Annotated in this window: 21 protein-coding genes and 1 riboswitch; of the genes, 9 read left to right on the forward strand and 12 right to left on the reverse strand. The window is 73.9% G+C overall.

Annotated features, from left to right (window positions below; genetic code table 11):
* The first annotated feature begins 3 nt into the window (after positions 1-3).
* A complete protein-coding gene (locus ZF1_RS24785) occupies positions 4-1,080 on the forward strand; it encodes a ribonucleotide-diphosphate reductase subunit beta (RefSeq protein ID WP_482638755.1) in 1,077 nt (358 codons plus the stop codon).
* 118 nt (positions 1,081-1,198) lie between these two features.
* Here the strand turns inward: ZF1_RS24785 and ZF1_RS24790 are convergent, their stop codons facing one another.
* The gene (locus tag ZF1_RS24790) at positions 1,199-2,209 is read right to left on the reverse strand and encodes a DUF6925 family protein (RefSeq protein WP_482638454.1); all 1,011 of its coding nucleotides are present in this window, start codon (positions 2,207-2,209) and stop codon (positions 1,199-1,201) included.
* 86 nt (positions 2,210-2,295) lie between these two features.
* On the opposite strand from ZF1_RS24790, the gene ZF1_RS24795 reads away from it, so the two are divergent.
* A complete protein-coding gene (locus tag ZF1_RS24795; protein WP_337830655.1) occupies positions 2,296-2,427 on the forward strand; it encodes a hypothetical protein in 132 nt (43 codons plus the stop codon).
* 2 nt (positions 2,428-2,429) lie between these two features.
* Here ZF1_RS24795 and ZF1_RS24800 read toward each other — a convergent pair whose 3' ends face one another.
* The 4 genes from ZF1_RS24800 to metE all read right to left on the reverse strand — a co-directional run bounded on the left by ZF1_RS24800 (position 2,430) and on the right by metE (position 8,109).
* Positions 2,430-3,236 carry an ABC transporter permease gene (locus ZF1_RS24800; RefSeq protein ID WP_482638455.1) on the reverse strand — a complete coding sequence of 269 codons (807 nt, stop codon included), beginning with the start codon at positions 3,234-3,236 and terminating at the stop codon, positions 2,430-2,432.
* 8 nt (positions 3,237-3,244) lie between these two features.
* Positions 3,245-4,189 carry an ABC transporter permease gene (locus ZF1_RS24805; RefSeq protein ID WP_476652913.1) on the reverse strand — a complete coding sequence of 315 codons (945 nt, stop codon included), beginning with the start codon at positions 4,187-4,189 and terminating at the stop codon, positions 3,245-3,247.
* Entirely contained in the window at positions 4,186-5,709 is a 1,524-nt protein-coding gene (locus ZF1_RS24810; protein WP_482638456.1) for an ABC transporter substrate-binding protein, read from the reverse strand. The genes ZF1_RS24805 and ZF1_RS24810 overlap by 4 nt, the downstream gene beginning before the upstream one ends.
* 90 nt (positions 5,710-5,799) lie before the next feature.
* Positions 5,800-8,109: a 5-methyltetrahydropteroyltriglutamate--homocysteine S-methyltransferase gene (gene metE, locus ZF1_RS24815; protein WP_482638457.1), complete on the reverse strand. Its 2,310-nt coding sequence runs from the start codon at positions 8,107-8,109 to the stop codon at positions 5,800-5,802.
* Between the two features lie 127 nt (positions 8,110-8,236).
* A riboswitch (cobalamin riboswitch) is annotated at positions 8,237-8,445 on the reverse strand.
* 233 nt (positions 8,446-8,678) lie between these two features.
* Here metE and mdo point away from each other — a divergent pair.
* The 3 genes from mdo (at position 8,679) to ZF1_RS24830 (ending at position 12,934) form a co-directional block, all read left to right on the forward strand.
* On the forward strand, positions 8,679-9,971 hold the full coding sequence (mdo, locus tag ZF1_RS24820; protein ID WP_073576638.1) for an NDMA-dependent methanol dehydrogenase: 1,293 nt from the start codon (positions 8,679-8,681) through the stop codon (positions 9,969-9,971).
* Positions 9,972-10,107: 136 nt separating this feature from the next.
* A complete protein-coding gene (locus tag ZF1_RS24825) occupies positions 10,108-11,379 on the forward strand; it encodes an AAA family ATPase (protein ID WP_350663360.1) in 1,272 nt (423 codons plus the stop codon).
* Positions 11,380-11,392: 13 nt separating this feature from the next.
* On the forward strand, positions 11,393-12,934 hold the full coding sequence (locus ZF1_RS24830; protein ID WP_482638458.1) for a VWA domain-containing protein: 1,542 nt from the start codon (positions 11,393-11,395) through the stop codon (positions 12,932-12,934).
* 54 nt (positions 12,935-12,988) lie between these two features.
* On the opposite strand, the gene ZF1_RS24835 is transcribed toward ZF1_RS24830, so the two are convergent.
* A complete protein-coding gene (locus tag ZF1_RS24835) occupies positions 12,989-13,984 on the reverse strand; it encodes a zinc-binding alcohol dehydrogenase family protein (RefSeq protein ID WP_251782914.1) in 996 nt (331 codons plus the stop codon).
* A gap of 177 nt (positions 13,985-14,161) precedes the next feature.
* Between ZF1_RS24835 and ZF1_RS24840 the strand changes: the two genes are divergently transcribed.
* On the forward strand, positions 14,162-14,722 hold the full coding sequence (locus tag ZF1_RS24840; protein ID WP_482638459.1) for a hypothetical protein: 561 nt from the start codon (positions 14,162-14,164) through the stop codon (positions 14,720-14,722).
* 128 nt (positions 14,723-14,850) lie between these two features.
* Positions 14,851-15,561, forward strand: a complete 711-nt coding sequence (gene mftM / locus ZF1_RS24845; RefSeq protein WP_073576643.1) for a mycofactocin oligosaccharide methyltransferase MftM — start codon at positions 14,851-14,853, stop codon at positions 15,559-15,561.
* Here the strand turns inward: mftM and ZF1_RS24850 are convergent.
* Positions 15,515-16,651, reverse strand: coding sequence for a DUF418 domain-containing protein (locus ZF1_RS24850; protein ID WP_161152659.1), 1,137 nt, complete (start codon positions 16,649-16,651; stop codon positions 15,515-15,517). The genes mftM and ZF1_RS24850 overlap by 47 nt on opposite strands.
* Positions 16,641-17,240, reverse strand: coding sequence for a hypothetical protein (locus ZF1_RS24855; protein ID WP_476652921.1), 600 nt, complete (start codon positions 17,238-17,240; stop codon positions 16,641-16,643). Before ZF1_RS24855 ends, ZF1_RS24850 begins: the two co-directional genes overlap by 11 nt.
* Positions 17,241-17,350: 110 nt before the next feature.
* Here ZF1_RS24855 and ZF1_RS24860 point away from each other — a divergent pair, with 110 nt between their 5' ends.
* Positions 17,351-18,691, forward strand: coding sequence for a sensor histidine kinase (locus ZF1_RS24860; protein WP_482638460.1), 1,341 nt, complete (start codon positions 17,351-17,353; stop codon positions 18,689-18,691).
* Positions 18,688-19,371 carry a response regulator gene (locus ZF1_RS24865; protein WP_251782919.1) on the forward strand — a complete coding sequence of 228 codons (684 nt, stop codon included), beginning with the start codon at positions 18,688-18,690 and terminating at the stop codon, positions 19,369-19,371. Before ZF1_RS24860 ends, ZF1_RS24865 begins: the two co-directional genes overlap by 4 nt.
* A gap of 51 nt (positions 19,372-19,422) precedes the next feature.
* Here the strand turns inward: ZF1_RS24865 and ZF1_RS24870 are convergent, their stop codons facing one another.
* From ZF1_RS24870 to thiD, 4 genes are all read right to left on the reverse strand, one after another.
* Positions 19,423-20,241, reverse strand: coding sequence for an FAD binding domain-containing protein (locus ZF1_RS24870; RefSeq protein WP_482638461.1), 819 nt, complete (start codon positions 20,239-20,241; stop codon positions 19,423-19,425).
* Entirely contained in the window at positions 20,238-20,786 is a 549-nt protein-coding gene (locus ZF1_RS24875; RefSeq protein ID WP_073576649.1) for a (2Fe-2S)-binding protein, read from the reverse strand. Before ZF1_RS24875 ends, ZF1_RS24870 begins: the two co-directional genes overlap by 4 nt.
* Positions 20,783-23,044, reverse strand: a complete 2,262-nt coding sequence (locus tag ZF1_RS24880; protein ID WP_482638462.1) for a xanthine dehydrogenase family protein molybdopterin-binding subunit — start codon at positions 23,042-23,044, stop codon at positions 20,783-20,785. Before ZF1_RS24880 ends, ZF1_RS24875 begins: the two co-directional genes overlap by 4 nt.
* Positions 23,045-23,234: 190 nt before the next feature.
* Positions 23,235-24,086 carry a bifunctional hydroxymethylpyrimidine kinase/phosphomethylpyrimidine kinase gene (gene thiD / locus ZF1_RS24885; protein ID WP_174525526.1) on the reverse strand — a complete coding sequence of 284 codons (852 nt, stop codon included), beginning with the start codon at positions 24,084-24,086 and terminating at the stop codon, positions 23,235-23,237.
* Between the last annotated feature and the right edge of the window lie 24 nt (positions 24,087-24,110).

Consider the following 24,110-nt stretch of genomic DNA (forward strand, 5'->3'; position numbering starts at 1 on the left):
ACTCTGCAGCCCACCGGAAGCACCGAGAACGCCAGCGGCCTGGGCGAGATCGCCCGCGGCGCCGCCCCGATCGACGCCGACGACAAGCGCATGATCAACGCGCGCGCCGACGTCAACCAGCTCCTGCCGCTGAAGTACACCTGGGCCTGGGAGAAGTACCTGGCCGGCTGCGCCAACCACTGGATGCCGACCGAGGTCGCCATGCAGGCCGACATCGCGCTGTGGCGCTCCCCCGGCGGGCTCACCGACGACGAGCGCCTCATACTCACCCGCAACCTCGGGTTCTTCGCCACCGCGGAGTCGCTGGTCGCGAACAACATCGTGCTTGCGGTGTACCGCCACCTCACCAACCCCGAGTGCCGCCAGTACCTGCTGCGGCAGTCGTTCGAGGAGGCCGTGCACACCCACACGTTCCAGTACGTGTGCGAGTCGCTCGGGCTCGACGAGGGCGCGCTGTTCAACGCGTACCGCGAGGTCCCCTCGATCACCGAGAAGGACGCCTGGGCGCTGCGCTGGACCCGGGCCCTGTCCGACCCGGACTTCCGGACCGGCACCCCGGAGAACGACCGTGCGTTCCTGCGTGACCTCGTCGCGTTCTACGTGGTGTTCGAGGGCATGTGGTTCTACACCGGGTTCGCGCAGATCCTCTCGCTCGGCCGGCGCAACAAGATGGTGGGCATCGCCGAGCAGTACCAGTACATCCTGCGGGACGAGTCGATCCACCTGAACTTCGGCATCGACTGCATCAACCAGATCAAGATCGAGAACCCGCACCTCTGGACGGCCGACTTCGCCGCCGAGATCCGGACGATGCTGTACGAGGCGTGCGAGCTGGAGGTCGCCTACGCCCGCGACACCATGCCCCGCGGGATGCTCGGCCTGACCGCCGAGTCCTGCGAGCGCTACCTGCGGTTCATCACCGACCGGCGGGCCGAGCAGATCGGGCTCGCCCCGCTGTTCGGGGAGCCGGAGAACCCGTTCCCGTGGATGAGCGAGGCCATGGACCTGCGCAAGGAGAAGAACTTCTTCGAGACGCGGGTGACCGAGTACCGGACGGGTGGGTCGCTGGACTGGGACTGAGAGGGTGGGCCGGGCCGGGTGACCGGCCCGGCCCGCGGACCTGACCTTCCGGGGACGGGTCGAGCAGCGGTGGTCCGCCACCGGTGCGCCCGAACTGGCCGCGGAGGTCCGAGGGCCGTCAGCCGGCGTTGCGGTCGCCGCTCGGGTCGAGGAGCCCGTCCGCGCCGGTCCTGCCGCGCCAGGCGTCGAGCACGGCCGGGTCCGCCCCACCGGCGACGGCGAGCACCCGCAACGCGACCGCCTGCGCGGCCCGGCCGGGCGCCGTCGCCGGACGCGGCCCGGGCGCCTCCCCCGCCGCGACCGCCCGGACCACCCCGGCGGTCACCGCCCACTGGTCCGGATCCCCGAACCGCTCCAGCAGCCCGTCGAAGGCGGCCGCCCGGGTCGGGTCGAACGGGATCGGACGCCCGGTGAGGTCGGTCAGCGGGTGCGCCGGGTAGAGGTGCGCGCAGGCCAGGTGACCGGCGGGCACGGGCACGGTCGCCGCGTGCGTGCGGCCCTCGCGCAGCACGTGCGGGAGCAGGTGGGTGTGCGGCCCGTCGGGGGAGCGACCCTCCGGCGGCGGGATCGCGGCGTACACCTCGACCCGGCCGAGCGCGGTCGTGAACACGCGGTGCGGGCCCGCCTCGACCAGCGCGGTGGTCAGCGCGCCGTCGAGCGGGCCGCCCGCGGCACGGCGCAGCAGCCCGAGCAGGTCGGGGTCGGCCGTGCGCACGCAGGCGTCCACCGTGGTCGTGCCCAGCCCGAGGTCGACGAGCACGGCGTCGCGGTCGGCCCGCCGCAGCGCGGAGCGGTCGGGCCCGAGCACGGTGACGGCCCTCCGTGCGGCCCCGCGGGCCGCGGGCGCGGGCAGGCAGAGCGCGACCGCGTGGTTCCAGTGCTCGTGCGGGCCGACCGGCGTCCGGTAGGCCAGCGGCCGGGTCGCCGGGTGCGGCTCGATCCGGATCCCGCCGCGCGCGGTGACGACCGTGCCCGGCCCGGACGGCCCGACGGGCTCGTCGGGGGTCCGCACGAACTCCGCGATCGCGCCGGGCGCCCCCATGCTCCAGCCCGCGTACGGGTCGGCCAGGTACGCGCTCAGCAGCCCGGCCACGTCGTCCACGTCGTCCACGTCGTCCCCATCGCCCACGTCCCTCACCCTGCCCCTCCGACCGGAGGGTTCACACCCCGACACACTCTGTTGCACAGTGATGGCAACAACGATCGGGAGGCATCGTGGACGAGCACCCGCACGACGGCCCGGAGTGCGCCGGCTGCGACTGGGAGGGCAGGCCGGAGGCGTTCCGCTGGTTTCCCGAGCTGGGCAGGCCCCTCGAACCCGCGGGCGGGCAGGTCCACGCGGCCTGAGCTCACCGGGCACCCACCCGTTCCCACCGGCGTCCCCACCACAGGGCCGTCCCGGCCGTCAGCACGACCGCCAGCGAGGGCACGAGCACCACCTGCGGCGCGCCGAACAGGTACTCGCGGCCCTCGGCCACCATCGCGCCCCACTCCGCGGTCGGCGGCTGGACGCCGAGCCCGAGGAAGGACAGCCCGGAGACGGTGAGCAGGGTGCTCGCGAACCGGACGCACGCGTGCGCGGCCAGCGGCGGGACGAGGTTCCGCGCGATGTGGCGGGTCAGGACCCGCCCGGGCCCCGCGCCGAGGGCGACCGCCGCCGTCACGTACTCCCGCTGCCGCTCGGCGAGCGCGAGCAGGTAGGCCTGCCGGGCGAACGGGGTCCAGGCGATCACCGTGACCGCCACCAGCAGCGACCCGACGCCGGGACCCAGCGCGACCGCGGCGAGCAGCCCGAACAGCACCACCGGGATCGCGGCCAGGACGTCGACCACCCGCATCGCCGCCCGCCCGACCGGGCCCGCGACCGCGGCGAGCGACCCGACGGCCACCCCGGACACCCCGGTGACCAGCACCGCGGACAGCGCCAGCCCGACGGTCAGCCGTCCGCCGTGGACGGTGCGCGCGAGCAGGTCCCGGCCGAGCTGGTCGGTGCCCAGCGGGTGCGCCGCGGACGGCCCGGCGAGCATCCCGGCGAAGTCGACGGCGTCGGGGTCGGGCAGGAGTACCGAGAGCAGGCCCGCCGGAACGAGCATCGGCACCGGCGCGGCCAGGGCCAGGGCGGCCACCCCGGCCGCGACCCACCACCCCGTCCGCACCCGGGGCCTCACCGTGACCCCGCCGAGCGCAGCACCGGGTCCAGCGCCGTCGCCAGCACCTCCACCAGCACCCCCGCGACCACCGCGACCGCGACGACGAGCAGCGTGCCCGCCTGCACCACCGGCAGGTCCTGCGCGACGACGGCCCGGTGCAGCAGCCGCCCCAGCCCCGGGATGCCGAACACGACCTCGACCACCACCGAGCCACCCAGCAGCCCGGCGACGAACATCCCGGCCAGCGCGGTCACCGACGTCGTCGCGAGCCGGGCGCCGTGCCGCCACAGGACCCGGTGCGCACCGAGGCCCTTGGCCCGGGCGACGAGCACGTGCGGCCGGGTCAGCACCCCGGCGGTCTCGGCGCGGACGAGCTGCGCGGCCAGGGCCCCCGGGTAGGCGGCGAGGGTCAGCACCGGCAGGACCAGGTGGGCGGGGTCACCCCAGCCGAGCGCGGGCAGCGCCCCGGCCCACACGGCGAACACCAGCACCAGCCAGGGGGCGAGCACGAACTCCGGCACCGCGACCCCGGCGACCGTGCCCAGCCCGAGGAACCGGTCGAGCAGTCCGCCGGGCCGGCGTGCCGCGTAGGCCCCGGCGGGGATGCCGACGACCGCCGCGAGGGCGAGCGCGAGCACCGCGAGCAGCCCGGAGACCGCCGCGGCGTCGGCGATCTGCCCGGCGACCGGGGTCCGGGCGACGTAGCCGTGGCCGAGGTCGCCGCGCAGGACCCCGCCCAGCCAGCGCAGGTACTGCTCGGTGACCGGCGCGTCCAGCCCCAGCGAGGACCGCAGCCGCGCCTCGGTCGCCGGGTCCGGCACCGCCTCGGCGCTGCGGGCCCGCAGGACCGCCCGCGCCGGGTCGACGCCGACCAGCCGCGGCAGCGCGAACACCAGCACCGACGCGGCCAGCAGCACCGGCCCGACGACGGCGAGCCGGCGCAGCAGGAGCCCGATCACCCCGTGGTCGGGGAGAGCTGCGGCAGCACCGGGCGGATCTGCAGCGGGTCGGGGACGAAGCCCGTGGCGCCGCGCAGCACGGCGGTGTTGCGCGGGTGCACGACCATGACGCCGACGGCGTCGCGGGTCAGCATCGCGGCGGCCTCTCCGAACAGCTGCTGGCGGGCTGCCGGGTCCTCGGTGGAGTTGAGCCGGTCGACCAGCGCGTCGTAGGCGGGGTTGCAGTACTGGTCGATGGCGTAGCTGCCGTCGCAGGTGTAGTCCGAGGTCAGCGTGCTCGCCGCGTCCGGGAAGTCGGACAGGTAGCTGCGCGAGTTGAGGAACATGTCGTAGTCACCGGCGAGGACCTTCGGCTCCTGGGCCTCGTAGTTCCCGACGGTGATGTCGACCGTCACCCCGGCGGCACCGAGCATCGCCTGGATCGCGTTCGCCAGCGCGGGCAGCTCGGGCCGGTTCGGGAAGGTCCACAGCCGCACCGTCAGCGGGTTCTGCTCGGTGTAGCCGGCCTCGGCGAGCAGCTGCCGGGCGCGGGCGACGTCGGCCCCGGGCGGCGGCGCGGTCTCGCCCCAGGGCACGGCCGCGCCGAACAGGTCGGCCGCGGGTGCGGCCCCACCGGCGAGGACCTGCTGGGCCAGCACCGGGCGGTCGAGCGCCGCGGTGACGGCCCGGCGGACCCGCAGGTCCGAGAACGGCGTCGCGGACTGGTTGAGCTGCAGCGGCACGGTGCGCGCGTTGGGGTACTCGACGACCTCGGCGCCGGCGGCGCGGACCTGCGCCAGCTGGGCCTGCGGCAGCCCCTCGGCGAACTGGACGTCGCCGGCCTGGATCGCCAGCGCGCGGGCCTGCGGGTCCTCGACGTAGCGGACGGTGACCCGGGCGGCACCCGCCGGCTCGCCCCAGTAGTCGTCGTTGCGGACCAGCTGCGCGGAGTCGGCGCCGCTGACCGAGTCCAGCACGAACGGGCCGGTCGCGGTGCGCAGGTAGGCCGGCGCCCCGCCGCCGGCGTAGGCGGCGGGCGCGAGGATGCCGAGGTTGCCGCTGGACAGGCGCAACGGCATCACCGGGTCGGGCTCGGTGGTGGTGATCCGCACGGCGTCGGCGCCGTCGGGGGTGACGGCGAAGCCGATGCCCCGGATCGCCCGCGGCGGGGCCTCGACGCCCGCGACGTAGCGCAGCGCCGTGACGACGGCGTCCGGGGTGAGCGGGGTGCCGTCGTGGAACCGCACGTCCTGGCGCAGGGTGACCCGCCAGGCGTTGCCCTGCTGCTCCCAGCCCGTCGCGAGCATCGGCGCCGGGCGGGCGTCGGCGTCGACAGTGGTCAGGGTCTCGGCGACGCCGAGGGACTGCAGCCGGGCGCCGTCGTCGGCGTCGAAGGCGTAGTCGGCGCGCGGCGGGAACTGCAGGGCCACGGTCAGCTCACCGGCCGGGTCCGGGGTCCCGGCGCCGCCGGTGCCGGCACCACAGCCGGTCAGCACCAGGGCGGCGGCCGCGAGCAGCGCGGCCATCTTTCGTGCGATCACTCCATATGACTACATCTGATCATCTGTTCAATCAATGGCGCGTGAGCAACGCCCCGCGGCCGGGGAGCCGCGGGGCGTCGCGACGCGGGCTCAGCCGGTCGTCGCCGAGTCCCGGACCAGGCGGGCCGCGGCGACCAGGTTGGTCAGGGCCGCCACCGTCTCCGCCTCACCGCGGGTCTTCAGCCCGCAGTCCGGGTTGGCCCACAGCCGGTCCGGTCCGATGTGGCGCAGGGCCGCGCCGAGCTGCTCGACCAGCTCGTCGGTGCCGGGCACCTCGGGTGAGTGGACGTCGTAGACGCCCGGGCCGAGCCCGCGCGGGACCCCCGGTCCGAGGTCGGCCAGCACCTCCATCCGCGACCGGGCCGCCTCGACGGTGGTGACGTCGGCGTCGAGCCCGTCGATCGCCCCCACCACCTCGCCGAACTCGGAGTAGGAGAGGTGGGTGTGGATCTGGGTGGCGTCGGCGACGGCCCCGACGGCCAGCCGGAACGCGTCCACCGCCCAGTCCAGGTACCCGGGCCGGTCCCGCTCGTGCAGGGGCAGCAGCTCGCGCAGCGCGGGCTCGTCGACCTGGATGATCCGGATCCCGGCGGCCTCCAGGTCTCCTACCTCGTCGCGCAGGGCCAGCCCCACCTGCCGGGCGGTGTCACCCAGCGGCTGGTCGTCACGCACGAACGACCAGGCCAGGATCGTCACCGGGCCGGTCAGCATCCCCTTGACCAGCGCGTCGGACAGCGACTGGGCGAACCGCGCCCACTCCACCGTGATCGGCCGGGGCCGGGACACGTCCGAGTGCAGGATCGGCGGGCGTACGCACCGCGAGCCGTAGGACTGCACCCAGCCGTGCTCGGTGGTGGCGAAGCCGTCGAGGTGCTCGGCGAAGTACTGGACCATGTCGTTGCGCTCGGGCTCACCGTGCACCAGGACGTCGAGCCCGATGTCCTCCTGCAGCCGCACCACGCGGACGATCTCCTGGCGCATCCGCTCGGTGTAGGTGCCGGTGTCGATCGTGCCGGAGCGGTGCGCGGCCCGGTCGCGCCGGATCTGCGCGGTCTGCGGGAAGGAGCCGATCGTCGTCGTGGGGACGACGGGCAGGCCGAGCGCCTCGCGCTGGACCTTCGCCCGGACGTCGCCGGGACCGCGCCGGTAGTGGTCGGGGCCGAGCGCGTCGAGCCGGGACCGCACCCGCTCGTCGCGGCGCGCGGTGGCGGCGACCCGCTCCCGGACGGCCCGTGCGGCGTCGAGCTCCGCCGCGACCGCGTCGGGTCCCTCGCGCAGGGCCCGCCCGAGCAGCACGACCTCGGTGACCTTCTGCCGGGCGAACGCCAGCATGTCGACGACGTCGCCGGGCAGAGCCGTCTCCGCGGTCAGGTCGTAGGGGACGTGCAGTAACGAGCACGACGTCGAGACCTCGACCCGCCCCGCGACGCCGACCAGCCGCTGCGCCGTCGCCAGTGCCCGGTCCAGGTCGGTGCGCCACACGTTGCGCCCGTCGACGACGCCGGCCAGCACCACCTTCCGGTCCAGCCCCGGGACCGCCGGGTCTCCCACATCGAGGGCGTCCAGGTCGGTGGCCCCCGCGACGAGGTCGAGCGCCAGCCCCTCGACGGCCGTGGCGGCGAGCGCGGGCAGGGCGGGTCCCAGCTCCCCGAAGTACGACGCGACGAGGATCTTGGGCCGCCGGGTCGCCGAGGCGAGCCGGTCGTAGGCCCGGCGCAGCGCCGCGACCTCCTGCGGCGTCCGGTCGGCGGCGAAGGCGGGCTCGTCGAGCTGCACCCACTCCGCGCCCGCCTCGGCGAGCTCGGCGAGCAGGTCGCGGTAGACCTCGACGAGCGGCCCGAGCAGGTGCAGCGGGCGGAAGCCCTCCGGTGCACCGTCGGCCGGCTTGGACAGCAGCAGGAAGGTCACCGGCCCGACCAGCACCGGACGGGTGGTGATCCCGCAGCGCAGGGCCTCGCGGAACTCGTCGAGGGCCTTGCGGCTGCCCGGCGCGAGCCGGGTGTCCGGGCCGACCTCGGGGACCAGGTAGTGGTAGTTCGTGTCGAACCACTTGGTCATCTCGCAGGCCGGGGCGCCGGTGCGGCCGCGGGCCATCGCGAACAGCCGCTCCAGCGGGTCGGCGACGCCGGCGAAGCGCTCCGGCACAGCCCCGACCGCCAGCGCGGTGTCTCCGACGTGGTCGTAGAACGAGAACGTGTTGCCCGGCACCGAGCCGAGCCCGGCGTCACGCAGCCCGGTCCAGGTGTCGCGGCGCAGCCCGGCGGCGACGTCGTGCAGTGCGGACGCATCGGTCCGCCCGGCCCAGTACGACTCGGTCGCCCGCTTGAGCTCCCGGTCCGGTCCGATCCGGGGGTACCCCAGGACGGTGCTGCCGATGGTGCTGCTGGAAGGAATGCTCACGGCCCTCTCTCCTCGCGAGTGCGGTGGAGGACCCGTCGCCGGCACGGGGCGCCTGCGACCGCCGGGCACGACGGTGCCCGGTCGTCCGCCCGGTCCTCCCGCGAGGCCACGGATCCGCGCACGCCGGACGGCGCACGCACCGGCGGCAGGTCTTCGGACTCACGGGCGCACTGCGCACACCTACTGGCCGTCGCTTCCCGGGATCACTCCCAGTGCTGTTGACGGCGGTCGTTCCCGTTCACCGCTGCGGGGCAGTCCCGGATTCCCACCGGGTTCCCTCTTGCCTCGTGACGCCCCGTCGTCGGGCCGGCACGAACCGTCGGCGAGCCGACAGTACCCCGGACCGGCCGGACAGACTGTTGCCGAGCGATCCCTGTTGCCATACATTGGCATTACTGTCACACCCTCCCCGGCGGCCGGGTCGAGGGCGACCTCACCCTGTGCCCCTCCGTTCGGAGGGGGAACCTGCCCGGTCTCCCGAGGGGTAATGGCGATCACCCCTGTGCCCGCGGCCACAGGGGTCATAGCGTGCGGTCTCGACCCATCCACCTGCCTCAGAAAGGGCTGACATGCAGGTAGACGAGCTGCTCAAGCCGTTCCCCATCAAGGAGTTCCACCCGTTCCCCCGTGCGCTCATGGGTCCGGGGTCGCACGAGCTCATCGGCCCGGAGGCCCTGAAGCTGGGCTTCAAGAAGACCCTGGTCATGACGTCGGGCCTGCGGGGCACCGACATCGTCCACAAGATCGTCGAGTCGATGAAGTACCACGGCCTCGAGGTCGTGCTGTACGACAAGGTCGAGTCGAACCCCAAGGACTACAACGTCATGGACGCTGTGGGCCTCTACCAGCAGAACAACTGCGACTCGTTCGTCTCCATCGGCGGCGGCTCCTCGCACGACGCCTGCAAGGGCGCGCGCATCTCGGTCGCGCACGACGGCCGCAACGTCAACGAGTTCGAGGGCTTCAACAAGTCCGAGAACCCGGCCAACCCGCCGCACATCGCGGTCTCCACCACGGCCGGCACCGGCTCGGAGACCTCGTGGGCCTACGTCATCACCGACACCACGACCGACCCCGACAACCCGCACAAGTACGTCGCGTTCGACGACGCCTCGGTCACCACCCTGGCGATCGACGACCCGGTGCTCTACTACGACTGCCCGATCGACTACACCGCGCAGTGCGGGTTCGACGTGCTCGCGCACGCCTCGGAGCCCTACGTCTCGCGGCTGGACTTCCAGCCGTCGCTGGGCAACGCGCTGCACGCGATCAAGCTGACCTCGCAGAACCTGCGCAAGGCCGTCTGGAACGGCCAGGAGCTCTCCGGCCGCGAGGGCATGATGTACGCGCAGTACATCGCCGCCCAGGCGTTCAACTCCGGTGGCCTCGGCATCATCCACTCGATCAGCCACGCGGTGTCGGCGTTCTACGACACCCACCACGGCCTGAACAACGCCATCGCGCTGCCCCGCGTGTGGGCGTTCAACATGCCCGTCGTGTACGAGCGCTTCGCCGACATCGCCGAGGCGATGGGGGTCGACACCCGCGGCATGACCAAGCCGCAGGCCGCCGACGCCGCGCTCGCCGCCTCCATCCGGCTGCTGCGCGACGTGGGCATCCCGGAGAAGTTCGCCGACGTCAAGCAGGACACCTACTCGAAGAACCGGCTGGGCACCGGCCCGACCAAGTTCTACGAGAACGCGCCCACCATCGTCGGTGACGCGGCCGACGTCGACCGGATCACCAACCACGTCCTCGGCGACGCCTGCACCCCGGGCAACCCGAAGGAGTGCACGTTCGAGACCGTCCGCCCGGTCGTCGACCACTCCATCAACGGTGACCTGGACGACCTGCTGACCTGATCCGCAGGTCAGTACGTCCACCGTCGCACCAGCGGGCCCAGCCATCCGAGGTGATACTCGGGTGGGTGGGCCCGCTGGCTGCGGCCCCGCTCTTCTCCGCACCAGAGCCGGTGCGGCCCGCGAAGGAGATATCCGCGTGTCCGAGGCTGTCGTCCCCACTGTGACCGAGGCGGCGGACGCCGTCGCCTCGACCGGTCCGTTCGAGTCCGTCGACCAGGTGATCGAGACCCTGCGGGAGCAGGGCTACATCGCCGACACCCGCCTGGCCACGACGGTGTTCCTGCTGACCCGGCTGGACAAGCCGCTGCTGCTGGAGGGGCCCGCCGGGGTCGGCAAGACCGAGCTGGCGAAGATGCTCGCCGTCGCCACCGGGCGCCGGCTGCTGCGCCTGCAGTGCTACGAGGGCCAGGACGAGACCAAGGCCCTGTACGAGTGGGACTACGGCAAGCAGCTCATGTACACCCAGATCCTCCGCGAGAAGATCGGGCAGCTCGTCGAGGACGCCCCCGACCTCGCCTCCGCGGTCGACCGCATCGGGTCCCAGGAGAGCGTGTTCTTCTCCGAGCGCTTCCTCGCGCCGCGCCCGCTGCTGGAGGCCATCCGCTCCGAACAGCCCGTCGTGCTGCTGATCGACGAGGTCGACCGCGCCGACGAGGCCCTGGAGGCCGTCCTGCTGGAGACCCTGGGCGAGTTCCAGATCTCCGTGCCCGAGATCGGCACCTTCGTCGCCGAGCAGCGCCCGTACGTGCTGCTGACCTCGAACAACACCCGCGACCTCGCCGCCGCGCTCAAGCGCCGCTGCCTGCACCTGTTCCTCGACTACCCGTCGGCCTCCCGCGAGCTGGAGATCGTCAAGTCGAAGAAGACCGGGCTGTCGGACCAGCTGGCCGAGGAGCTCGTCAACGTCGTGCGCGGGCTGCGCGAGCTGGAGCTGCGCAAGTCGCCCTCGATCTCGGAGACCATCGACTGGGCGCGCACGCTGGCCGTCCTGGGGGTCGACGAGCTGAGCTCGCAGATCCTGTCCGACACCGTCTCGGTCGTCGTCAAGTACGACAAGGACGTCAAGAAGGCGCTGGACGCGCTGCCGAACCTGGTCGACCCGAACGCGGTCGTCGCCGAGCAGGGCCACGGACACGGGCACGGCCACGGACACGGACACGACGGCGACCACAGCCACGACGAGCCCGCGCCGCGCGCCGCGCGCACCCCGAGCGCCCGCGACGACGACCCGGACGACGGTGACATCGACGGCCGCGCCAAGCGGGCCGCGAAGGACCAGGCCGGCCGGCACGGCGGCATCTACGGCGGCCTGCCGGGCGGCGTCGCCCCGCCGCCGTCGGCGGTCCGGAAGGTCTCGCCCGGCCAGGGCTCCCGGTCCTTCGGCGGCTCCCGCAAGCGCCCGGTCTGATCGGGGCGTCGGCGTGGAAGCGAGCATCCACCGTTTCGTCCGGCTCCTGCGGATCCGGGCGGTGCGCATCTCGGTGTCCGAGGCACTCGACGCGATGGCCTGCGCCGCCCAGCCCGGGGTGCTGTCCGACAAGGCGGTGCTCAAGGAGGCGCTGCGCATCGCGCTGATCAAGGACCGGCGTGACGAGTCGACCTTCGACGAGGTCTTCGACCTGTTCTTCGCCCTGGTCAGGGTGGGCGAGGCGGACACCGGCCACGGGCACGGCCACGGCCACGGCGATCTGTCCGACGACACCCCACTGGAGAACTTCACGCTGTCCGAGGAGCCGTCGGAGACCCCGCAGGAGGGGCACGACCACGGCTCACCGGTCGACATCAAGGAGTTCTTCGACCCGGAGGACCTGGCCGAGCAGTACAATCTGCACCAGGAGGCCAACAAGATCGACATGGCCTCGATGACGGACGAGATCGTGCTCTCCAAGGAGCAGGCGGGCGACGTCACCGACGGCCAGCGCGTGCAGATCGAGACCGACCGGTTCTCCGGCGGCGGTCAACCCGGCGACATCTCCCAGCAGCAGGGCACCAAGGTCGACGCCGACCTGTCGGTCGCCCAGCAGGACGCGCTGCTGGGCTGGCTGAACTCCGAGGAGGACCGGCTGTCGGAGGAGGAGCAGGGCACCGAGGACGACGCCGCTGCGCTGCGCCGGCGCCTCACCGGGGTGCTCGACAACCTCCCGGAGCTGCTCAAGGCGCACCTGGAGAAGCTGCTCGCGATCGAGCAGCGGATCGTCGAGGGCCACGACGACGCCGAACGCGTCGCCGAGGTCGACCGGGCGAGCGAGACCGAGCGCATGCAGCTGGAGGACTCGTTGCGGCGGCTGGCCAAGTCGCTGCACGGTGCGCTCACGCACCGCAGACGGGTCTCGCCGCGGGGCCGGATCGACTCGGCCCGCACCATGCGCAAGAACATGCGCTACGACGGCGTCCCGTTCTCCCCGGTCACCGTGCAGCGCCAGGAGGACAAGCCGCGCCTGGTGGTGCTGGCCGACGTCTCGCTGTCGGTCCGGGCCACCGCGCGGTTCACCCTGCACCTGGTGCACGGGCTGCAGGACCTGTTCGGCCAGGTGCGCTCGTTCGCGTTCGTGGCCGACCTCGTCGAGGTGACCGACCTGTTCGCCGACCACCCCGTCGAGCACGCCCTCGGTCTGATCTTCGGGGGCGACCAGCTCGACGTCGACGCCAACTCCAACTACGGCCTGGCCTTCGGCCAGTTCCTGGAGGACCACGGCTCGGCGGTCACCCGCCGGACCACGGTCCTGGTGCTCGGCGACGGCCGCGGGAACGGCAACGACCCCAACATGGAGGCGTTCGTCGAGATCACCCGGCGGGCCCGGGAGACGATCTGGCTGACCCCGGAGCCGCGGTACTCGTGGGGGCTCGGCCGCTGCGACCTGCCCGCCTACGCCGAGTACTGCGACCGCGTCCGCGTGGTCCGGGACCTGTCCGGTTTCGAGGCGACCACGAACGAGATGGCCGGCGAGCTGATCGGCCGCTGACCCCGCCGGTGGGTGGTGCCGGTGTCCGCACCGGGGCCACCCGCCGGGGTCCACCTACCGCTCGACCACGATCTTCCCGACGGTGCCGCCGGACTCGATGAGCCGGTGCGCCTCCCGCAGCGACGCCGCGGTCAGCCCCTGCAGGCGCCGCGTCTCGGTGGTCCGCAGCTCCCCGGCGTCCACGAGCCGGGACACCTCGTCCAGGATCTCCCGCTGCACCGTCGAGCCCGGTTCCGACAGCGGCCGGGTGAACATCAGCTCCCAGTGCCAGGCCTGCGACTTCGTCTTCAGCGGGAGCGTGTCCAGGCCCTCCGGCTCGTCGATGGCGACGACGATCCCGCGCGGGGTCATCAGCTCCGCGTAGGCCTCGACGTTGCCCGCCGACACCGGCGAGAACACGTACTGCACGCCGTCCGGGGCGACCTCGCGCACCGTGCCGACGAGGTCGTGGTGGTCGGCGACCGCGTGCGCACCCATCTGCCGCGCCCAGTCCGCGGACTCCGTGCGGGAGGCGGTGCCGACCAGCGTCAGCCCGGTGCGCCGGCCGAGCTGCAGGACCATCGACCCGACCCCGCCCGCGGCGGACACGACGAGCAGCGTCCCGGTGGTGTCGGCGGTGACGCGCAGGTGGTCGTGCAGGCACTCCCACGCGGTGATCGAGGTCAGCGGCAGCGCGGCCGCGGCGGCGAAGTCCAGGGTCGACGGCTTGCGCCCGACGATGCGGGAGTCGACGAGCTGGCGGTGGGCGTTGCTGCCGGGCCGGTCGATCGCGCCGGCGTAGTAGACCTCGTCGCCGGGGGCGTACCCCTGCACCCGGTCGCCCACCTCGACGACGACGCCCGCGGCGTCGAAGCCGAGGACCTTCGGCCCGTCGGCCGCGTCGAACGACGAGCGGACCTTGCCGTCCACCGGGTTCACCGAGACGGCGCGGACGTCGACGAGCAGGTCGTGCGGGCCGGGCGCACCGACCTCGATCTCGGCGTCGACGAGGCACTCGGGGTCGTCGACGGGCAGCGGTCGGGGCGCCACGACGGCGGGTACGGAAGCCATGACCGGACACTATCCGCCCCACCGGGCCGCCGCCCGACGCATCGATGCCCCCGGCTGGGCCGATCGGCCGATTTCGTGCCGCCGCAGGGGCGGCCCGGAGTACGATCGGGCGTCCCCTTCGGGAAGGAGGGCCGGATGTCGGACGGTGGCGGAGCGGTCCTCCGGATCGTCGGTCGCGTGTGCACCGCGCTGTGGGGCTACACGCCGGGGGTGATCCCGGCGATGGTCACCATGATGGGCAGCGGGCCCGCGCTGCGCTGGTTCGCGGCCAACTTCCCGCGCTTCCTGGTCACCCTGCGCGTGCTGGGCCCCGTACGCACCCACCTCGCCGGGCTCACGATCTCCCTGGTGAACGGGTGCACGTACTGCGCCTACGGTCGTGCGCACGCCCTGGAGCTGATCCACCTGCGCGACCGGGACCTGCTGTTCCCGCTCGATGCCCGCACCCTCGAGAGCTGGAACGGGCTGTCCCGCCGCGAGATCGGGCTGCGGCTGCGCGGTGTGCTCGAGGAGGCCGGGATGCACGCCGAGGTGATCTGGGTGAACCGCACCCTGGCCCTGCTCGACGGCGCCCCGCCCGTCGACGCCGACGAGCGCCGCATCGCCCACCTGTGCCGGATGGTCGGCACCATGAACGCGATCGCCGTCGCCGCGGGGACGACCCCGGACGGCGCCCACGACCCGGTCAACAAGGACGCCGCACTGAAGGCCCGGCTGCTCGCCGCCCAGGGCGCCTGAGCATCCCGGACCGGCACCGGAGCCCGCCCCCACCGTCCGGACGGGGAGGGACCCGGCCGTCGGACGTGGTGCGGCGTGCCCGCGACCGCCTAGCGTGGAGCGGGCCCCCGCACGCACAGGAGCGATCCATGATCGGAACCGACCGGCTCTCCAACGACCTCGCCGGCTGGCTGGACCGCACCCTGGTGCAGCCCGGGATCCTGCCGGCCGAGCGTTTCGAGGAGGCGTTCGTCGCCTGCGTCGCGAGCGCCGCGAAGGACCCCGACCTCCCGGACGACGCGTGGCTCGCCTTCTACCGCAACACCCTCGACGCGCTGGCCGGTGAGCCCGAGCCCGGCGGCACCAACGCCGAGATGGCGCCGGTGCACGCCCGCGCCCGCTCCCTCGTGCTGGGCGAGGAGGTGCTGGAGCTCGGCTGCTGCTTCGGCTTCCTGTCGCTGCAGCTGGCCCGCGACGGCCATCGCGTCACCGCCACCGACCTGACCGGAGGCACCGTCGAGCTGCTGACCCGGATGGCGCCGCAGCTCGGCGCCGACGTCGAGACCCACGTCGCCGACGCGCGTGCCGTCGCCCTGCCCGACGGCTGCGCGGACACCGTGTTCGCCGTGCACCTCGTCGAGCACCTGTCCGAGTCCGACGGCGACGAGGTCGTCGTCGAGATGCTGCGCCTGGCCCGGCGACGGGTGGTCGTCGCCGTCCCGTTCGAGAACGAGCCGAACCCCGCCTGGGGTCACGTCCGGGTCTTCGACGAGCGCGTCCTGACCCGGATCGGGGAGCGCACCGGCCATCCGTTCACGGTGTCCGAGCACCACGGCGGCTGGCTGGTGATCGACCTCTGAGCAGGGCCTGGGTGAGTGCCTCCAGCGGCCCGCGGTCGTGGCGGCGCAGCCACCACCCCGCCGCCGCGGCCGACCCGGCGACGACGAGGACCCACATCCCGACCACCGCCCCGGTCCGCAGCGGCGCCGCGACACCGGCGAGCGCCCCGGCCACGCCGAGCCCCCAGGCGCCGAACAGCACCGCGGCCACGACGTTCTGGCCGACGTAGCAGCTCATCGCGGTCCGGCCGAGCGCGATGAGCCCGCACCGCACCGGACCGGCCGGGCCGCGCAGCCGGGCCAGGACCTCCGGGACCAGGCCGAGCAGCCCCAGCGCGACCAGCGGGGCGACCAGGTAGCGCTCGACGAGGAACCACGGGTCACCGCCCAGCGTGGTGAGCACCGTGAGCAGCGCGCCGGCCACCCCGGTGCCGATCATCCGTCGGCGCAGGGTGGTCGCACCGGCGTCGAACAGCCCGGCGCGCAGCAGCGCGGACCCGGCCAGGAACAGCACCACCGCCGACGGGACGATCAGCGCCAGCTCGACCCGGTACAGCAGCGGGTCGGCCAGCCGTGCGGCCACCTGCCCGGTCCAGGTCGCCGGGTACGGCGGGAGCGGCACGTCTGCGCCGGTGCTCCCGGCCGTCGCGACGGTCGCACCGCCCACCAGCAGCACCGTGACCGCCCCGGCGACGCAGGCGGCCGCCACCCGCACCCGCGCCGACCGCCCCACCAGCCACGCGACGAGCACCGAGGCGGTCGCGTAGCCCATCAGCACGTCGAACTCGAAGACCAGCACGTAGTGCAGCAGTCCCTCGGTGAACAGGATCGCGGCGCGGGCGAGGTGGCGGCCCGGCCACCGCAGGCCGCGGCGCACCGCCGAGCGGTACTGCAGCTCCATCCCGATCCCGAACAGCAGCGTGAGCAGCGCGAGGAACTTCCCGTTCGCGACGGCGCGGAGCGCGGTGTCGAGCCACCAGCCCCCGGCGAACCCGGCGAACACCGCGCCCGGCCCGCGCGGGTCGGCGAACACCCAGACGTTCGTCGCGAAGGTCCCGGCGATCGCGAGGCCACGGAGCACGTCCGGGGCGGCGAGGCGGTCACCGGACACCGGTGCGCTCCCGGTCCCCGCTGCCGGGGAAGACGGTCGCCCACAGCGGCCCCACGACGAACCAGATCCCGGCGGCCAGCGACGCCGTCGCGAGCCAGGACCACATCGGGTCCTCCGGCCAGGCGCCCGGCGCCGGGAACGTGCGGCCGCCGGCCACCGACAGCAGGACCAGCACCGCCGCCGTGACCACCCAGGCGGCGACGACCTTGCGGTACTCGCGCCACTCGTACCGCGTCCGGGCGACCCCGCCCCGGGGCGGGCGCACCGGTGCCGGGCCGCCCGCGAAGCGGTGGGCGCCCCGGACGTCGGCCCACCGCACCAGCGAGTGCCCGAACGCGACGGTGATCCCGAGGTAGAGCGCGGCCAGCCCGTGCACCCGCGACGGTGCGCCGCCGGTCGCGAGGTCCACCGTCGAGGCGGTGACCAGCACGAGGTCCATCAGCGGCACCCCCAGCAGCAGCACCGCCCCCAGGCCCCGGCGGCGCAGCACGTAGCGCGCCCCCAGCCCGGCCGGCAGGAACACCCAGAACCCGATCTCGGCACCGACGATCAGCCACAGCAGCGGCTCGGCGAACAAGGACTCCCCCATGGCCGGTGATCGTGCCGACCCGGCCGCGGTGACGCGTCCGGCGTGCGACCGATCCGCGCGTACCACCTTCGACGGACGCCGCGCGGGCGCCGGGCGTGCTGGGATGGGGTGTGATCACGTACCTGGTGAACCGCGACGGCGGCGCACCCTCGGTGCTGCGGGACGCCGGTACCGGCGTGGTGTGGTTCGTGGTCGGGCTGCTGCTGATCTGGGCACTGCCCGACGCGGGGATCGCCTGGTGGGGCGCGGACACCGGGGCGACGACGGCGTCGCTGCTGGTCATGGGGCTGGGCTGCGCCGCGTCGGCGGTGCGCCGGATCGGGGTGCCCGCCGGCCTGCTGGTCGGCACGGCGGCCCTGGTCGCGGGCCCCGTCCTGGGCGGCCGCACCGAGATCGGGACGGTGCTCGTGTTCACCGACCTGCTCTACTGCGCCGTGGTGTTCCCGCCACGGCGCACCGCGCGTGCGGTGGCCGTCGCCGCCGGTGGGGTCGCCACCGTCCTCGGTGTCGCCGCGCTGCTCGTGGCGGGCACCCGCACCGGCACCTACGCCGTGCTCAACCTGACGCTGGTGGTCGGGCTCCCGCTGGTCTGGGGGCTGGAGGTGCGCCGGTTCCGGGACCTGGCGGCCGTCGAGGGGGAACGGGCCGTCGCGGCGGAGCGGACGGCGGCCCGGGAGCGGGACGCCGCCGTCGCCGCGGAACGTGCCCGGATGGCCCGCGACCTGCACGACGTCGTCGCCGGGCGGCTGTCGGCGATCGCGCTGCAGTCCGAGGCGGCACTGCAGCCCGGCGCCGACCCCGCGCTGGTCCGGCGGGTGCTGGGGACGGTGCGGTCCTCCGGCGTCGCCGCGCTCGGGGAGATGCGCACGATGATCGGGCTGCTGCGCGACGGCGACACCACCGACCCGCCCGGGGCGCCCGCCCGGCTGTCCGAGGTCGACACCCTGCTCGACGAGGCCCGCGCCGCCGGCCTGTCCCCCGCCCTCGACGACGGTCGCGGCGCGGCCCCGCTGCCCGCCCCGGTCGACCTCGCCGGGTACCGGATCGTGCAGGAGTCGCTGACCAACGCGGCGAAGCACGCGCCCGGCTCGGACGTGACGGTGCGCCTCGCCGTCACCCCCGGCACCCCCGGCATCCCGCGCCGAGTGGCACACCAGGCACGCGGCCCGGCCCCGTCCGGGTCCGTGGTGTGCCACTCGACGAGCCGGCTGCTCGTCGAGGTGCGCAACGGCCCCGGCCGGCGTCCCGCGGCGGGCCCGGGGCTGCACGGCGGCACCGGGCTCGACGGGCTGCGCGAGCGCGCCCGGGCCGTCGGCGGCACCCTGCACGCGGGCCCCGACCACGACGGCTGGCTGGTCCGGGCCGACCTGCCCCTGGGCCCGGCACCGGCCTCGGACCCGACCCTGGACATCCGCACCGGCACCGGCACCGGCGAGGAGGTGGGGCGGTGACCATCCGGGTGGTCGTCGCCGACGACCAGGAGGCCGTCCGCACCGGGCTGGTGCTGATCCTCGGCTCGGCACCGGACATCGACGTCGTCGCCGAGGTCGCCGACGGGCTCGCCGCGGTGCGGGCCGCCGCCGAGCACCGGCCCGACGTGGTGCTGATGGACATCCGGATGCCCGGCATCGACGGCATCGAGGCCACCCGGCGGATCACCGGGAGCAGGCCCACCGGAACGGGCGCCGGCACCGCGGCAGGGGCCACGCAGGTCCTGGTCCTGACCACGTTCGACCTCGACGAGCTCGTCGACGGCGCGCTCGCGGCGGGTGCCGGCGGGTTCCTGCTCAAGTCGGTCGACGCGGCCCGGCTCACCGACGGGGTCCGGGCCGTCGCCCGCGGCGAGGGCGTGCTGGCGCCGGAGGTGACCCGGCGGGTGATCCGCCGCTACGCGGGGGCGCCGCGGCCGTCGTCGGTGCCGGGGCTGGAGAGGCTCACCGCACGCGAGACCGACGTGCTCGCCGGGCTGGGCCGCGGGCTCTCGAACGCGGAGCTGTCCGCGGAGCTAATGATCTCGGAGGGGACGACAAAGACGCACGTCTCGCGCGTCCTCGCGAAGCTGGGCCTGCGCTCCCGCACCCAGGCCGCGATCGCCGCCCAGGAGGCGGGGCTGGTCCGTCCCGGGCCCTGACACGACCACGGCCCGCGCCCCGGGGAGGGACGCGGGCCGCGGGTGCGCGGGTCAGCGCGCGCCGTGCGCGGTCTCCAGGGCGCGGCGGGTCAGCACCTGCACCAGGTGGGTGCGGTAGGCGACCGACCCGTGGGTGTCGGCAGGCGGCTCGGCACCCTCGGCGGCCAGCGCGGCCGCCTCGGCGACCGACTTCCCGTCCTTCAGCGCCTGCTCCGTCGCGGTCGCCCGCAACGACGTCGACCCCATGTTGACCAGGCCGATGCGGTCGTCGGACACGGCGACGGCGACGATCGCCCAGTCGTTGCTGCGACGGGTGAACTTCTCGTACGCCCAGCCCTTGTCCCCGCAGCGCGGGATCCGGATCTCGACGATCAGCTCGTCGGGCTCGCGGACCGTGGTGAACACGCCGGTGTAGAACTCGCCGATCGGCACGGTCCGCTTCCCGCGCGGCCCCTGCAGGACGACGGTGGCATCCAGCGCGAGCAGCGCGGCGGGCAGGTCCGCGGCCGGGTCGGCGTGGGCGACGGTGCCGCCCAGCGTGCCCCGGGCCCGGATCTGCGGGTCGCCGACGGTGCGGGCGACGGCCCCGAGCAGCGGGACCTCCTTCGCGACCTCGGCCGAGTCGACCACGTCGCGGTGCTTGGTCGCCGCACCGACGGCGAGCTCGTCGCCCTCGACGCGGATGTAGCTCAGCTCCGGCAGCCGGCCGATGTCGATCAGGAACTCCGGCGCGCCGAGGCGCACCTTCATGACCGGGATCAGGGAGTGGCCGCCGGCCAGGACGCTGGCGTCCTCGCCCTTCTCGGCGAGCAGCGCGATGGCGTCGTCGAGGGTGTCGGGGCGGGCGTAGTCGAATGCGAGGGGGATCATGCGCCGGCCTCCCCACGGGAGAAGGCGGGCGCGGTGCGCAGCGCGTCGGACTCGGCCTCGGCCTTCTGCGCGGCGTCCGGGTCCTTGCCCGCGGCGACGAGCACGGCGCGCACGATGTTGTGGTAACCGGTGCAGCGGCAGAGGTTGCCCTCCAGGCCCTCACGGACCTTCCGCTCGTCCAGGTCGTCGTCGTGGCTGATCAACGACACCGCGGACATGACCATGCCCGGGGTGCAGAAGCCGCACTGCAGCCCGTGCTCGGACCGGAACGCCGCGGTGACCGGGTGCTCGGGGCGGCCCTCGGACGCGCCGTCGAGCCCCTCCATGGTGGTGACCGACTGCTGGTCGGCCTGCACCGACAGCACGGTGCACGACTTGACCGCGTCACCGTCGAGCAGCACGGTGCACGCACCGCAGGACGTGGTGTCGCAGCCGATGTTGGTGGCCTTCAGCCCGACGGTCTCCCGCAGGTAGTGCGCGAGCAGCTGGCGGGGCTCCACGTCGGCGCTGGTGGGCTCACCGTTGACGGTGATCTCGACCTTCACTTGGAGGCCTCCTGGATGGCTTCCCAGACCCGCATCGGGGTCAGGGGCATGTCGATGTGCGTGACGCCGAGGTGGGACAGGGCGTCGATGACCGCGCTCTGGGTGGCGGGGGTGGAGCCGATCGTCCCGGCCTCGCCGATGCCCTTGTAGCCCATCGGGTTGACCGGAGTCGGGGTCGTCATCTCGACCAGGTCGAAGCTGGGCAGCTCGGCCGCCGACGGGATGCCGTAGTCGGCGAAGGTCCCGGTGAGCGGCTGGCCCTCCTCGTCGTACATGACCTCCTCGAGCAGCGCCTGCGCGATGCCCTGGGCGATCCCGCCGTGCCGCTGCCCGTCGCAGAGCAGCGGGTTGAGGATGGGACCCGCGTCGTCGACGGCGATGATCTTCTCGACCGTCACCTTGCCGGACTCGGTGTCGACCTCGACGACGCAGACGTGCGCGCCGAACGGGAAGGTCGGCTTCTTGCCGTCCCAGGTGGTGTCGACCTTGAGCTGCTCGGCGGCCGCCAGCTCCGCCAGGGTCACCGACTTCGCGCCGGGGACGCCCTTGACGGTGATCGCGGCGTTCGCCGGGTCGAGCTCCAGGTCGTCGACACCCGCCTCGAGCAGCTCGGCCGCGCGCTGCTTGGCCAGGTCGATCAGCTCGGCCGAGGCCTGGTGCACCGCGACGCCGCCGGTCTGCAGCGACCGCGACCCCATGGTGCCGCCGCCGCGCGGGACGAGGTCGGTGTCGCCGTGCTTGACGGTGATCTTCTCGATCGGGACGCCGAGCTGGTCGGACGCGAGCATCGCCCACGCCGTCGCGTGCCCCTGGCCGTGCGGGGAGGTGCCGGTCAGCACCGTCACCGAGCCGTCGGGGTGGACCTCGACCGAGGCGTCCTCGGCGAACGCGCCACCACCGGTGATCTCGACGTAGGAGGACACGCCGATGCCGATCTGGCGGGCGTCGCCGGACTCGCGGCGGGCCTTCTGCTCGGCGCGCAGCCGGTCGTAGCCGGCGTTCTCCAGGGCGAGGTCGATCGCCTTGGCGTACTCGCCGGAGTCGTACTCCACCCCGCCCTTGGTCTGGAACGGGAACCGGTCCGGGGCGACGACGTTGAGCTTGCGGACCTCGGCCGGGTCCTTGCCGATCTCGGCCGCGAACAGGTCCATCGCACGCTCGATCGCGGCGGTCGCCTCGGGGCGGCCGGCGCCGCGGTAGGCGGCGACCGAAGTCGTGTTGGTGACGACGGCCTTCGCGCGGGAGTCGACGTGCTCGATGTCGTAGGTGCCGGGCGCCATCATCCGCGTGAACATCGGCAGGAAGGTGCCCAGGCGCGGGTAGGCGCCGAGGTCCTGCACGACGTCGAGCCGGTAGTGGGTGACCTTGCCCGCGCGGGTGCCGCCGATCGTGACGGTCTGGCGCTGGGCGCGGCCCTGCACCATGCCGGTCATGTTCTCGGAGCGGGACTCGTTCCAGCGGACCGGACGGCCCTGCTGCCGGGCGAGCCACGCGACGAGGGCGAACTCGGGGTCGGACCCGATCTTCGCGCCGAAGCCGCCGCCGACGTCCGGCAGGACGACCCGCACCTTCTCCTTGTCCAGACCCAGCCAGCCGGCGATCTCGTCGCGGCCGCCCTGGGCGTTCTGGTTGGACATGTAGACGGTGACGCGGTCGCCCTCCCAGAAGGCGCTCGCGGCGCGGGTCTCCAGCGGGGCCGCGGCCAGGCGCTGGTTCACCAGGTCCCGGGTGACGACGACCTCGCAGCCGTCGAAGAACGAGGCGTCCTGCTCCTCGTCGTGCCCGTACGCGGCCGCGGTGTTGGTCCCGGCCTCCGGGAACAGCAGCGTCTCGTCGCGGGCTGCGGCCAGCGGGTCGATCACCACGTCCAGGGGCTCGTACTCGACGTCGACCAGCTCGGCCGCGTCCTCACCCTGGTAGAACTCCTCGGTGAGGACCGCGGCGACCGGCTCGCCGACGAACCGCACGCGGTCGGTCGCGAGGAACGGGCGGGTCATGGCCTTGTTCGCGCCCGGGAACAGCAGCGCCGGTGTGATGTCGAGGTCGGCCCCGGTGACGACGGCGACGACGCCGGGCGACGCGAGCGCCGCCGAGGTGTCGATCGAGGTGATCGTCGCGTGGGCGAGCGGGGAGCGGACGAGCGTCAGGTGCAACGCCCCGGTCAGCCGCTCCTCGGTCAGGTCGTCGGTGTAGGTCGCGCCGCGCGTGAGGAAGACCGGATCCTCGGTGCGGACGACGCGGGTGCCCAAGATGCTCATCGGACGCGAGCGTATACATCTCGACCGGCCCGTGCGATGCAGACCACAGCGCCCGATCCCCAGGTCAGGGCACCCTTCGCGGAGCGACGCGCGGGCGGATCACCGCATCTGCGGCACGCCGGGGGCCGGTCGGCCCCGACCTCGGATCTGCTGAGGTCGCATCCATCTCGTATCCAAGGACCGGCGAGGGTCAGTCGCGTTCGTCCCACCACGGCCGTACGGCCCACAGCGCCGAGACCGGGCCGTGCCCGGCGCCCAGCGGGTAGGCATGGCGGACCGCCTCGACGATGTAGCGCTTCCCGAACCGGACCGCCGCCTCCAGCTCCATCCCGCGGGCGAGCCCGGACGCGATCGCGGCGGCCAGGGAGTCCCCGCCGCCGTGGGTGTGGCCGGTGTCGAAGCGCGGGCCGGGCAGCTCGACGGCGGTCTCGCCGTCGTAGAGCAGGTCCAGGCAGCCGTCGGTGTCCTCGGCGAGGTGGCCGCCCTTCACCAGGACCGCGCGCGGGCCGAGCGCGTGCAGCGCCTTCGCCGCGGCGTACTGGCCCGCGCGGTCGTGGACGTCGTGCTCGACGAGCAGCCGGATCTCGTCGAGGTTCGGGGTGACCAGCGTGGCCCGCGGGAACAGCGTGTGCCGGTAGGCGTCCAGCGCCTCGGCGGCCAGCAGCGGGTCCCCGTGCATCGAGGCCGCGACCGGGTCGACGACGAACGGCGTGGCCAGACCGGCGCCGATGCCGCATCCGTCGCAGGCCCGCGCGACGGCCTCGATGATCTCGGCGTTCGCGAGCATCCCGGTCTTCGCGGCCTGCAGCCCGATGTCGGAGGCGACCGTGGAGATCTGCCCGGCGATCGTGTCGACCGGGATCGTGTGCACGCCGGTGACGCCCACCGAGTTCTGCACGGTCACCGCGCAGACGGCGAGGCAGCCGTGCACCCCGCAGGCGGCGAAGGTGCGCAGGTCCGCGGCGATGCCCGCGCCGCCGCCGGAGTCGGTCCCGGCGATCGTCATGACCCGCGGGGGTGTGGTGCCGACGGTGGGTTCCATGGACGTGTCCTCCCTGGCCGGCAT

Source organism: Pseudonocardia sp. ZF1 (genome assembly GCF_056835605.1).

Excerpts from the sequence above, each read along its gene's own strand:
- ZF1_RS24835 (WP_251782914.1), bottom strand. The coding sequence starts at position 13,984 with ATGGCTTCCGTACCCGCCGTCGTGGCGCCCCGACCGCTGCCCGTCGAC.
- ZF1_RS24880 (WP_482638462.1), bottom strand. The coding sequence starts at position 23,044 with ATGAGCATCTTGGGCACCCGCGTCGTCCGCACCGAGGATCCGGTCTTC.
- mdo (WP_073576638.1), top strand. The coding sequence starts at position 8,679 with ATGCAGGTAGACGAGCTGCTCAAGCCGTTCCCCATCAAGGAGTTCCAC.
- mftM (WP_073576643.1), top strand. The coding sequence starts at position 14,851 with ATGATCGGAACCGACCGGCTCTCCAACGACCTCGCCGGCTGGCTGGAC.
- thiD (WP_174525526.1), bottom strand. The coding sequence starts at position 24,086 with ATGGAACCCACCGTCGGCACCACACCCCCGCGGGTCATGACGATCGCC.
- ZF1_RS24870 (WP_482638461.1), bottom strand. The coding sequence starts at position 20,241 with ATGATCCCCCTCGCATTCGACTACGCCCGCCCCGACACCCTCGACGAC.
- ZF1_RS24855 (WP_476652921.1), bottom strand. The coding sequence starts at position 17,240 with ATGGGGGAGTCCTTGTTCGCCGAGCCGCTGCTGTGGCTGATCGTCGGT.